Source organism: Corallincola spongiicola (assembly GCF_004284785.1).
In the GTDB taxonomy this organism is placed as follows: domain Bacteria; phylum Pseudomonadota; class Gammaproteobacteria; order Enterobacterales; family Neiellaceae; genus Corallincola; species Corallincola holothuriorum.
In genome coordinates this window covers 79,538-91,291 of the sequence record NZ_SHLY01000006.1, presented here as the reverse complement: position 1 = coordinate 91,291, position 11,754 = coordinate 79,538, and the positions used below count along the sequence as shown (strand labels likewise).

The 11,754-nt window shown below is 47.3% G+C and carries 10 protein-coding genes and 1 pseudogene; all 11 read right to left on the bottom strand.

Annotated features, from left to right (window positions below):
• Positions 1–3: 3 nt before the first annotated feature.
• On the bottom strand, positions 4–561 hold the full coding sequence (locus tag EXY25_RS18970; protein ID WP_130567470.1) for a type II secretion system protein: 558 nt from the start codon (positions 559–561) through the stop codon (positions 4–6).
• Positions 562–687: 126 nt separating this feature from the next.
• Positions 688–1,887, bottom strand: a complete 1,200-nt coding sequence (locus EXY25_RS15185; protein ID WP_130567468.1) for a DcaP family trimeric outer membrane transporter — start codon at positions 1,885–1,887, stop codon at positions 688–690.
• A gap of 112 nt (positions 1,888–1,999) precedes the next feature.
• Positions 2,000–3,895, bottom strand: coding sequence for an acetate--CoA ligase (acs, locus tag EXY25_RS15180; protein WP_114338857.1), 1,896 nt, complete (start codon positions 3,893–3,895; stop codon positions 2,000–2,002).
• Positions 3,896–4,229: 334 nt separating this feature from the next.
• Positions 4,230–4,514, bottom strand: coding sequence for a DUF3861 domain-containing protein (locus EXY25_RS15175; RefSeq protein ID WP_114338856.1), 285 nt, complete (start codon positions 4,512–4,514; stop codon positions 4,230–4,232).
• Positions 4,515–4,790: 276 nt separating this feature from the next.
• Positions 4,791–5,333, bottom strand: a complete 543-nt coding sequence (locus tag EXY25_RS15170; RefSeq protein ID WP_233496498.1) for a GNAT family N-acetyltransferase — start codon at positions 5,331–5,333, stop codon at positions 4,791–4,793.
• Complete coding sequence (locus EXY25_RS15165; RefSeq protein ID WP_114338855.1) at positions 5,317–5,799, bottom strand: hypothetical protein; 483 nt, start codon at positions 5,797–5,799, stop codon at positions 5,317–5,319. The genes EXY25_RS15170 and EXY25_RS15165 overlap by 17 nt, the downstream gene beginning before the upstream one ends.
• A 166-nt stretch (positions 5,800–5,965) precedes the next feature.
• On the bottom strand, positions 5,966–6,430 hold the full coding sequence (locus EXY25_RS15160) for a hypothetical protein (protein WP_130567466.1): 465 nt from the start codon (positions 6,428–6,430) through the stop codon (positions 5,966–5,968).
• A 156-nt stretch (positions 6,431–6,586) separates the two neighbouring features.
• Positions 6,587–8,338: an ABC transporter transmembrane domain-containing protein gene (locus tag EXY25_RS15155; RefSeq protein WP_130567465.1), complete on the bottom strand. Its 1,752-nt coding sequence runs from the start codon at positions 8,336–8,338 to the stop codon at positions 6,587–6,589.
• A gap of 571 nt (positions 8,339–8,909) precedes the next feature.
• Positions 8,910–10,016, bottom strand: coding sequence for a hypothetical protein (locus tag EXY25_RS15150; RefSeq protein ID WP_114338852.1), 1,107 nt, complete (start codon positions 10,014–10,016; stop codon positions 8,910–8,912).
• Positions 10,017–10,314: 298 nt separating this feature from the next.
• Positions 10,315–11,262, bottom strand: coding sequence for a transposase (locus EXY25_RS15145; protein WP_130567463.1), 948 nt, complete (start codon positions 11,260–11,262; stop codon positions 10,315–10,317).
• Positions 11,263–11,487: 225 nt separating this feature from the next.
• Positions 11,488–11,754 (bottom strand): annotated as a pseudogene (locus EXY25_RS18825) (hypothetical protein); the annotation flags it as partial.

Here is an 11,754-nt window from a genome sequence, read left to right as displayed (position 1 = left end):
CCGCTAACAGCCTGCCGTAATTAATTGGTATTGCGGCAGTGCACCATCTGATGCCGCCTGAGTGTATTGGAAGTAACAGTTGTCATCACGTACGTCATTGTTACTATCCAGATCAAAGCCGAGATAAGAGTTAGCAGAGCCCGGCAAATTGACTCCGGAGCCGTTCTTACAAGTGCCCTGACACATCAATAACAATTCATCAGAAAAATCGACCATCTCGGCGAGATCTTCATTATCCAGATAGCGCCAGATCAAGCGCAGATCGTAACTACCGTCGCCATTAATATCGACATCCGTAATGCGCCCATCAGAAGATGAATCCACCGAACCAAAGCTAGGCATTTTGGACTTAAAATTCACGAAATCGTTGGCAGTTTCGGTTGCCACTTTCACCTGACGCAGCACTTCGATACGTGCGTCGGTAGAGAAATTGATAAATTTAGGCAGTGCCACCACAGCGAGTACGCCGAGGATAATGATCACCACGACCAACTCTATCAAGGTAAAGCCTTTAGCTGCTTGCCTTGCTATAACAGCGCTCTGGGTAGTTCTGTACTTCATGACACATAGTCTAAATTAAACAATATAAGAAAACGTGAATACGGCTCAAAAATTGGCCTAAGAAAAAGCGATACGAAGCACAGGGCTTGGTATCGCTTTGATACAACTAAGAGATAGTTAGCTCATTTAGAGCGCGTACTTAGCGCCAAATTGCAGGCGGGTCATGTCACCCTTATCACCGGATTCCAGTTCACGCTCGGCGTACATAAGCTCTAGGCCAAAGGTGAGTTTTGGCACAGGTGAGTACATCAAGTTAGCATGGGCGCTGTATGACGACTTATTCGCGTACATGCCGGTATTGTCCTCATCGTTGTCTGCCGAGATGGCACCACCGTAGAAATTGGAGCGCCACTGATCGTTCCACCAATGACGGTAGGAGACAAAACCTGCAACACTGTCAATCGCCTCCAGATTACCACTGTCATCAATCGAACCACCGTTGATAAAGTTCAAACCCACATAGCGTCCTAACCCAGCGCCACCGGTCAGCATGAAACGAATATCATCCTTACCCAATGGCACTTTACCGGCAAACGAGAGCCCATAGCTGACATCAGTATCGTCTTGCCCGTCAGTATCGTATTTCAATTGGCGAACTAAACCAGACAGCGAGTAACTGCCATAATCGGTGCTCATGTTATAACGCACGATAGCGTCAGGCAGCATGCTATCGTCGCTATCAATTCGACCGCCACCTGGTTGATCTGAGCCACCAGCATAAGGTGTATAGGTGGTTTCTGGGTTTTCCAACGAGAACTGCCAGTTATCCATGGTGTAACGCACCATCGCTTGACGGGCGAACACGGTACTCTCTGACACCCCTAAGAAATCAACCGCTTCCGGCAGTACCGCCGTATTTTGGAAGGTGGTCCAAGTCTGACCAAATAACCAATTATCATAGGTGAAAAATGCGTGACGTATACGTGGCTCATAGCTGCTGGAAACCCGCTCGTTACCGCCAGGCGTCGCCATGAAGTCCATCTCCAGGAAGGTCTTAATGGTGTGCTCATCTACTTTAGTCGCAGTACTGAAATTAAAGCGGGTGGTTCTGGCATGTGCGTCCATGGTGGTGTCACCGTCATCACAACCATTTGGATCAGTACAAACAGGAATAGTCGACGCCACATAAAACTGACGACCAATGCTGTTTGACGACAACTTGCCGTCGCTATAATCACTCCAGAACGAATCCAGTTTGATGTAACCACCAAATGAAAACTCAGTTTGGTCCAGCGCATCACCGAGCGTTTGCAGCTTGACTGCCGCGCTGGCAGAGCCACTTAACAAGGCAATTGCCACCGCTGTGGCTAGAGACGAATTTTTCATTATATGCTCCTTTCTATTTCGTCATATTGCTGGCTGGACCACCTGTTCAACCAGCATGTAAGTGCTTCTTTTCTTATAATAAAAAGCCGTGGTCATCGCCCACGGCTGAAACTCACTCTTCTAAGGTGCTCAAGTCACCCTCATCCTGCCCCAGCGCCCGCGCCCTTAAAACACGACGCATGATCTTGCCTGAACGGGTTTTGGGTAGCGCCTCAACAAAGCTCACCTCTTCCGGCATGGCTATTCGGCCAATCTCAGAAGCGACATGCTCCTTTAACTCTTGCGCAAGCGGCTTGTCTGCCGTCACGCCCTCTTTCAAGATCACATAGGTATGGATCACATTACCTTTGATCTCATGGGGTAAACCGATAGCTGCGGCCTCAGAAACACTGTGATGACTGACCAACGCACTCTCGATTTCCGCCGTACCTAAGCGATAGCCTGATACCTTAATCACCTCATCCATGCGGCCGATGATCCAGAGATAGCCATCCTCATCGACCTTGGCGGAATCCCCTGCTTTGTAGTAATCCTTATCGCCGTAATCGCCCCAATACAGCTCGGCATAGCGGGCATCATCCTTATAGATAGTGCGCGCCATCCCCGGCCACGGGTTCTTAATCACTAGCTTGCCCTCTTCCCCAGCAGGTACCTCGTTACCCTCATCATCAACAATCCCAATCTCATTGCCGAAGAAAGGCTTAGTGGCCGATCCGGGTTTCAGTGGCGTGATAGGCAGCGGGCAGATCATCGCGCCACCGGTTTCGGTCTGCCACCAGGTATCAATGATCGGGCAACGACCGCCACCAATTACCTCGTGATACCAACGCCACGCTTCCGGGTTAATCGGCTCACCCACCGAGCCCAATAAACGCAAACTGGACAAGTCATGACGCTGCGGCCAGCGGTCACCAAAGCGCATCAGTCCACGCAGTGCCGTTGGTGATGTGTAGAGAATATTGATGCCGTATTTCTCCACCATCTGCCACCAGCGATTCGGGTAGGGATAGTTCGGTGCCCCCTCATACATCATCACCGTGGCGCCATTAATTAGTGGCGCATACACGATATAGCTATGGCCAGTGATCCACCCGGGATCAGCCGCACACCAGTAGCGATCACCAGGCTTGATATCAAACATCATCCGGTGTGTTGTCGCCGTATAAACGGCATACCCACCATGGGTATGTAACATCCCTTTTGGTTTGCCCGTGGTGCCAGAGGTATAGAGAATAAACAGCGGATCTTCGGCATCCATCGGCTCAGTCGGACACTTGGGCGACGCAATCGGCAAACTTTGCAAATCGTGGTACCAAAAATCCCGCTCCGACTCCATCTCGGCGTCAATACCGTTATTACGTACCGTGATACACACTTCGATTGTCGGCGAACGCTTCATCGCTTCATTGGCGATCGCTTTTAGATCAATCGGTTTACCTCGACGGAAACCACCATCAGCCGTGATCAGCACCCGGCTCTCTGCGTCTTCGATCCGCGCCGCCAGCGCTTCATAACTAAAACCGCCATACACCACTGAATGCGCCGCACCTATCTTGGCGCAGGCCAGCATGGCAAAAACCAATTCAGGGATCTGCGGCATGTAGATAGTGACGATATCGCCCTTCTGTACCCCCATGCTTTTCAGCACGTTGGCAAACTGGCTCACTTCACGATTCAACGCATAGTAAGAAAAAGAACGAACTTGCCCCGCTTCGCTCTCCCAAATAATCGCCAGTTTATTCCGCGTTTCACCCGTCAAGTGACGGTCGATGGCGTTATCAACAATATTGATTTCGCCACCTGTAAACCATTTGTAAAAAGGTTTGTTACTATTATCTAACACCTTGTCCCACGGCTTGATCCAACGCAATGTTTCAGCCTGCTCAGCCCAGAAGGCTTCGCGGTTTTCAATCGAGTACTGATACAGCTCGTCGTAGTTCTTAACGAGCGCGTTGTCGAGGATCTCTTGGCTGGGGTGTACCAGCGCCATATTCTGCTTATCTGCCATACCCGGCTCCCTGTGTTAATTCGGAGTTATCGCGTTGATAGCAACAAAAGTTAGGCGTGCAGCAAGGATTGCGGTATTGGACTTTGGTCGTAGTAGGCAGGAATAGAGGATTAGACTTTAGTCGAACGCCCCCCTAATTCAGCTCGGTTTTAGTGTGGAATGTTGATAACAACGTAAGTCAGAGAGCACAAAAAAGCAGTGTTCCATCAGTGTAGGCTGGCATGGCCTCTACCTGCTTTTGGTCACCAGATCGTTCGCCTTTGCTGCGGTAATAATCAGCAAGCTATTTTAGCGCAACAGCATAGCTAAGCGGCTCAATTGGCAAACAGCGCTGTTATGTTTTTTTCAGCTCTTTCATAAAGTTATTAAGGTGAGGCCGGAACTGTTTGAACAGTTCATTTTTACTATTTTTTAGCATCACCTCGCCAAATAGCTTTAATCCGACCGCAAATGCCGTGGCATCTGTTTCATCAAGGGCCATTTTGCCCTTCATCACTTCAACGATATTCAAAATATCGTCGTGATTTCTTGCCTCAAAGGTTAACGGGCTTAACGCAAGCGAGTTACCTTGCTTGTCTTCTATGTGCTCAATGGTGAAACGGTATAAATGGCCTTTCATCATTCTCTCCCAGCAGCGGTCGCTGATAGCACGTTGGCCTAATCACTCAACGACCAAACGCCAACAAGCTTGCGCTATCTTTCGAGTCGTCTAATTAGACTAGCCTAATTTTCAGGGGCGAACGTCATACCGAGCACTTACGCCCAATAGCCAAACATCAATACAAAACAGCGAGGCAACTAAGTAAGATAAACGGCAAAAATAACATTCAGACCGCGTTCATCTGCTATTCCTACGCGCCTGGCTTTTAAATAGATAGATTGATGACTTAGCTCGTTATGAGACAACTTTGCCAAGCAGGTGCGCATTGTAAAAACGACGGTTCTTGTAGACAGCTTTTTGAAGATAGCCCTCTGCAGTAAACCCTGATTTCTTAAGTACTGCCAGTGACGCGGCATTCCCCTCAAACACCATTGCCTGTAAACGAACGATATCAGTAGTTTCGCTGACTTCGCGAGCCAACAGATTCAATGCCTCAGTAGCAAAGCCTTGCCCCCAAAAGGGCTTAGCCAGCCAATAACCAACTTCAGCTGACTTACTGAACTCAGCTTGTTTTCGATGTGCGCCAATACAGCCAGCCAGAACACCATTAACTTCAATAGCCCGAACAAAGTCAGCTTTGCTGCCTTCGCAAATCCACCACTTCGCATCAGCATCTGTGTATGGCTGAGGAATGACAGTGCTGAGGTATCTCACTACGTCATCGCAGTTTAGGTACTCGACAAGCAGTTCTAGATCCTGATTTTCGAAATGACGTAATTTCAACATCGCCTTACCTAATAACGCCTGTGCATGTTCGATCTTAACTGCACCAATCAACGGAGACTTTACGCGCCTTATCAGAATCAACGGGGCCAGCGTTGAAACCGCACTCGTTACTGCCACACATGTAGCCAAACATTCCAATGACTTCACCATACTCAGTGGTTGCTGCAACACTTTGATTGTTAATGAAATAGAGTTTGGTTTCGTTATTTCCGCTCGGTACGGCTAACGGGATAGGGATAATAAATACAAAAGCACCCACACCAGACCAGTTATATCCATCATGGTATGACAGGACAGTGCATTTTCCTTCGGTGTAGCTATCATCAGGATTACCCCACAACTCAATGAGTTGCTCTTGGGTGTACGCTTGTTTACGTGCACCAAAATCAAATTTGTTACGTTCAGAGGAGACCGTAAAGTCTTCTTTCTTATTTTCGAAAGTTCCATAACTGCCAACCGCTAACCCTACGCAACCACTTAAATGCAATACAAATAACAGAATAAAAACTACACGCATGCTATTCCCTAAAATTTAACACCTAAACCACAGATAATATCCTGCGGCTCGCCTTACCGTGGCACCTGTACCCGCGAGGAGAAAAGTGAAGAGTTAGTCGCTGGTATTTTTATGACTGTACACTAAAAAGACCAATGAATTAAACAGATAAGATTGGCCATCAAAACTACTTTTTTCTGGCTTTTTTTGCTGCATTAAGGCAATTGTCTAATGTTGCGCAATTAAACCCATAGAATGCAACATTGTGTACACAATCGTTCATGCAGGATCCACCACTATATTTCTTATATTCCGAACTCAATTCATTATATATATAGCTGATGGTATCTATATTTAGGTAGGATTCAGAGCTTAGAAAAACCATCACGCCTTCAAAAGGTGAGTAGTTTATTGATAAAGATGTATTTGCCGACACCTCATCCTTTAGGTTTGTTATTATTTCTTTTTTTATTACAGCGTAATATGCCAAATCAAATAATATCGCATTTCTTTTCTCCCGAGTTAGCCCACTCGCATTAACCATAGTTAATGTCATTAAGAATGCTGTGTCTCTCTTCTTTTCGGATGAACCATAGTCAACAATTTTCAAGCATTCTTCAAACTTAGATATGTATGTATCTATTAACTCCATTTAAAAGCCCTTAATATCAATATGCGCAAAAAAGAAAATAATCCAACTGATTATATAGTTTTAATTTTTTAAATCATTCACATGCTAAAACGTGAAACGAAAAGCATGAAACGGAGAGAGATGACCGCCACGACACTCAAACATCATGTTGTGGGGTCAAATCGCGCTTTTCACCGTTTCATGAGATCTAAACTGCAACTCCGCCAAACGTTTATACAAAGGCGAGCTTTGCAATAAGCTGTCATGACTGCCCACATCCACCAGCTTGCCATGCTCCAACACCGCAATGCGGTCGACATGGGCCACAGTCGCCAATCGATGGGCAATAATCAGCGTAGTACGCTCTTTCATTAACTCATCCAACGCTTGCTGAACCAGATGCTCTGACTGAGCATCTAACGCACTGGTGGCTTCATCCAACAACAAGATCTTAGGATCGGCCAAAATAGCGCGGGCAATGGCCAAACGCTGCTTTTGCCCACCGGACAGTTTCACGCCCTGCTCACCCAAAAAGCTGTAATAGCCGTCAGGCAGCTCCAAAATAAAATCGTGGGCATGGGCGGCTTTCGCTGCCGCTTCTACCTCTTGTTGTGAGGCGTCCGGTTTCCCAAACCGAATATTATCCACCACATTGGCGCTAAACAGCACCGGCTGCTGAGGCACCAACGCATACAGATCCCTTAGACTTTCCAGATCCATATCTCTGATGTCTGTACCCTGAATCTTGATACCGCCGACTTGCGGATCACGAAACCGCAGCAGCAAATCAAACAGTGTCGACTTACCCGAGCCTGACGGCCCCACCAAAGCGATACGCTCACCCTGCTGAATATCTAAATTAAAAGCATCCAACGCTTTTTGATCTGGGCGCGATGGGTAGCTAAAGGCCAAATCGTGAATGGAAATCAACGGCCCAGGTTTGGCGAAGTCCACTTGCTGAGTCTGTGCAGGGGTTTGAATATCCGGCTCGGTCGCGATCAATTCACGTATGCGTTCGGCAGCACCGGCGGCACGCTGCACATCACCATAAACTTCGGTCACAGCGGCAAGCGAACCGGCCACCATAATGGCGTAAAACACAAAGGCCGAAAGATCACCGGCAGACAGATTTCCCGCCAGCACATCGGTACCACCGATATACAACATCACAGTGACAGCCCCCATCACCATAATCATTACCAAGGCAATCAAAAACGCGCGATAGCGAATACGATGTAACGCCGTTTGAAAGGCACCTTCTGCACCATCAGCAAATTGCTGGCTAACTAACGCTTCGCGGGTAAATGCCTGCACCACCTTAATATGCTGCAAGCTTTCACCGGCCCAAGCGCCTACCGTGGCTACCTTGTCTTGGCTGTCTTTAGATAAACGCTTTACCTTGCGACCAATCACAATCAGTGGGAACACAATAAACGGCACCACCGCCAACACCACCAGACTGAGCTTAACGTTACTGATAAACATCAGGGTGATGCCGCCCAAGAAAGTGAGCGTGTTTCTCAGCGCAAACGAGAAAGAGGAACCAATCACGGTTTGCAGCAGGGTGGTATCAGTAGTGACACGGCTTTGAATTTCACCCGCCAGATTATCTTCAAAAAAGCTCGGCGGCAGTTTCAGTAAACGGCCATACAACTGGCGACGAATATCCGCGACCACCCGCTCACCGATCCAGGACACCATAAAAAATCGGAAATAAGCGCCAATGGCCAGGCCCACAATAATCAGCAAAGTGACTTGTAACGCTGACGCCAGACCGTCATAGGATTCAGCACCAAAGCCATTATCAATCATCAAACGAATGCCCTGCCCTAAAGACAGAGTCAACGCCGAGGTAAAAACCAAGGCGACAATGGCGATCGCCAAACGGGTTTTATAGAACTTAACAAACTGCCAAAGCCAGGAAAACATGATGATACTCAGTAATGCGGTAAGCCAATCATCATATGGGTTTGCGGAGAGGTTGTCAGGGGTGGTGGTGCCGTGCGAACGGGGCTAGCGCGGTTATTAACGAGACCACAGCGAGGCGAGAACGCCCCTGAAGCGGTTAGCGACAGTGCTTGCAAGGTTCGACCTCATAGAGAAAGAAGCTAAGCAAACACCTTAAGCGATCGTGTTACAAGGCGTTAATGGATCCACATAGAACCCAAATGCTGACAAAGATTGCTGAACTCCAACAGAGGTTGGCCATTCGGTGTCAAAACGAGCAGAGAGGATTAGTCACTGCCTGCCATCTTTGGCGAATGCCTGATACGCCAATTCATCTTGGTACTGGTCAAATCTCAGGTTGTAAGTCTGATACTCAGCGCTTTGCAGATCCTGCTGCTGACGTATAAATCTGTTCTCATCCTCTAATGAGTGTTGCTCACCTGAGTGAAAAAATCCTCAGCTACGTTGCGATCCAACAGCACGATGTAGATGAACAGAATGGACAACGTAATAAGCATCGCTTTAATCAGTCCGTTGTTTTTGGATCCATAGGTTAGGTTTCCTTTAACTCTTTAAGTACCCATGTTGCTCTTTCTAATTCATTAAGACTCGAGATGAGTTGTTCTCTCATGGAGGTTAGAGTTTGGTTACTAAGCGAGCCTTCAACTGTGACGTTCAAACAGTATCTTTCTTCGACAAATCGAACTCGAACACCATCAACGTATATCCAATAAACATTGTGTTCTTCTTCATCCTCAACAAGGCTTTCATGAGTAAAATCAAAATCGTAAAGCGCCTTAACCAGGTTGAAGTCAACGCTGAACCCCATGGCTTTCTCCAATCTCGCCATGTCCTCTTCGTGGTGTTCCTTCCAGTTAACTTCGTGGCTCCATAGCGCTTGCCGAATATCATAAATATGGTTTCTGGCTTTATCTTTTCTAGTTAGCTCCCAGCGGGGCCATTTTCGATCAGTCAGCCTTTGCCAAGTCCAACTTTCTATATCCAGCTTCCAGTCATCGATGTTTTCTCTCAGAGGCGAGTCCAATCCAGTTTCAACCAACCCCTTTGTTATGGTGATGAAAGTTTGGTTTGGATCGAGAGTAGCTTCATGGCAGTGAATCCAACGGGGCGATTTACCGCTACTGTTAATCGGACTAATTTTAAAATCATCCAGATCAAGTAGATAAAGCTGAGTAGAAGCCTCTACTCTTTCTTGTGGATATCCAAGGCTACCGATCAGCACTATTTTGTTGCTAACTAATGTTGCAGTATGAAAATCTGTCGGCGGAAAGTCGGTTTTTGGATAGCAATAGAAGTCGAACTCTCCATTTGGATGCTCGACGATTACATCGTTATAGATATAGAAGTCAGGATCATAATGATCTTCATGCTCTCCCCCTATGTAAATGATGCGGCCATCGGGAAGTTCAGTTTTTGTTTGTCCAAAACGGTCAAAACTCCATGTTGGACCTTCATCGAATGGAGAAGGGCCATCCATCTTCTGTGTCGATGAATAACCACACAATTTTGAACGCACTAACCACTCCCACACAGTAGACTCAATTTTCTGGGGATTTGAATTCCCAAAGCGCGGGGAGCGCCACTCTTTAAACAGTGATGGCGTAACACTATGCTCTTTTGGATCGATTTTATCTTCCATGGTATTTATTCTTTTTGCTTGGTACTGCAATCAGCAGCCATCTAGGACAGCCATCTTTTACTACGTATGAAGGTCGGAGCCACCTAGGACAGCCATCGCTTACTACATGTGAAGAATCACCTTTAAGCAATCAGAGTTCAATAGTCATTGAGCTAAAAATATGACTTGAGACTTGTTAACTGACTATTTTTTAGGGGTGTTTTACGATTTCAAGCTGAACCACAAAAAGCAAGACACACCAGCCTCTTCCCCTGAGAGAATGAAGCGTGATGCATTGATGAAAGTGGTGCGTTTCGGCCTAGCCGGTCGGCGGAGCTAGCGCTGGGCCATATACTCGGCTTCTCGCATTAGTTTGTGCGTAGCGTTTTCTGCTGGCAGGATGGCCAATCACTGTGCCTCTCGACAGGTTTTGCTTTTGAATGGCAGCAATAAAGGTCTCCGCATCTAAACCTAAGCGTTCCAGAATAGGTGGTGTGTCTTTCGGGATACTGCCGCGTTTGTCTTTTCGTTGTGCCCTGCCCGTCCAATCAACCAGTTCAAGGTAATCAGCGAAGCTAAACGGAATGCCATCAGGCTTGTCTTGGTGGTGATTGCCAAAGAAAGCTTGCAGTAACGGGGTTTTAGGAGTGTCGCTGCTGTCCTTATCGGTGGGATCTGGCGGAGTCTGCCTCTCATTGCTGTCATTGCCTTGTTGGTACTGTTGCAAGCGTTGATGAATAGACACATCAACCGATTGTTCAGGCGTATCCACGATACCTGCTCTGAGCGGGTTCAAATCCACGTAAGCCATACACGCCAGTAATCCGGCTTCATCGAGAATGGCTTGAGACTTGAATCTACCTTCCCAGAAGCGTCCCTTGCATTGGTCTTCTTCATTGGCTTTTCGGGCGATATGTTCGTTCAGGCAACGCATGTACCAAGAGATATCTGAAAGGCGTTCACGCCATTGTTGAATGGTGTCGATGGCAACCTGCTTTTCAGCATCCGTAGTGAGTTTTCCCGCCAAGTAACGCCCGACCATGATTGGCCAGGTAAACAACTTGGCCCAGCGCTCAGAGACTTCTCTGTCAGTAAGCTGTTCGGCTTTTTTAGGGTTGAGATGCACCACCAGATGGTAGTGATTAGACATCACCGCATAAGCACACAATTCGATGGTAAAGACTTCATCTAACAGGGCTAAGCGCTCTAACACCCAAGCCTTACGGTGGCTGTAGTCCGTGTTGGTAAATCTATCTTCGCCACACAAGAAGAGCCACCTAGGACAGCCATCCCTTACTACGTATGAAGAATCACCTTTGAGCACTAAGAATTCAATAGTCATTGAGCTAAAAATATGACTTGATACTTGTTAACTGACTATTTTTTAGGGGTGTTTTACGATTTGAAGCTGAACCACAGGAAGCAAGACACACCAGATTCTTCCCCTGAGAGAATGAAGCGTGATGCATTGATGAAAGTGGTGCGTTTCGGCCTAGCCGGTCGGCGGAGCTAGCGCTGGGCCATATACTCGGCTTCTCGCATTAGTTTGTGCGTAGCGTTTTCTGCTGGCAGGATGGCCAATCACTGTGCCTCTCGACAGGTTTTGCTTTTGAATGGCAGCAATAAAGGTCTCCGCATCTAAACCTAAGCGTTCCAGAATAGGTGGTGTGTCTTTCGGGATACTGCCGCGTTTGTCTTTTCGTTGTGCCCTGCCCGTCCAATCAACCAGTTCAAGGTAATCAGCGAAGCTAAACGGAAT

Bases quoted from the DNA above. Each gene is read 5' to 3' on its own strand.
- EXY25_RS15175 (WP_114338856.1), bottom strand. From the start codon at position 4,514: ATGAAAGGCCATTTATACCGTTTCACCATTGAGCACATAGAAGACAAG.
- EXY25_RS15185 (WP_130567468.1), bottom strand. From the start codon at position 1,887: ATGAAAAATTCGTCTCTAGCCACAGCGGTGGCAATTGCCTTGTTAAGT.
- EXY25_RS15165 (WP_114338855.1), bottom strand. From the start codon at position 5,799: ATGCGTGTAGTTTTTATTCTGTTATTTGTATTGCATTTAAGTGGTTGC.
- EXY25_RS15160 (WP_130567466.1), bottom strand. From the start codon at position 6,430: ATGGAGTTAATAGATACATACATATCTAAGTTTGAAGAATGCTTGAAA.
- EXY25_RS15155 (WP_130567465.1), bottom strand. From the start codon at position 8,338: ATGTTTTCCTGGCTTTGGCAGTTTGTTAAGTTCTATAAAACCCGTTTG.
- EXY25_RS15150 (WP_114338852.1), bottom strand. From the start codon at position 10,016: ATGGAAGATAAAATCGATCCAAAAGAGCATAGTGTTACGCCATCACTG.
- EXY25_RS18970 (WP_130567470.1), bottom strand. From the start codon at position 561: ATGAAGTACAGAACTACCCAGAGCGCTGTTATAGCAAGGCAAGCAGCT.
- acs (WP_114338857.1), bottom strand. From the start codon at position 3,895: ATGGCAGATAAGCAGAATATGGCGCTGGTACACCCCAGCCAAGAGATC.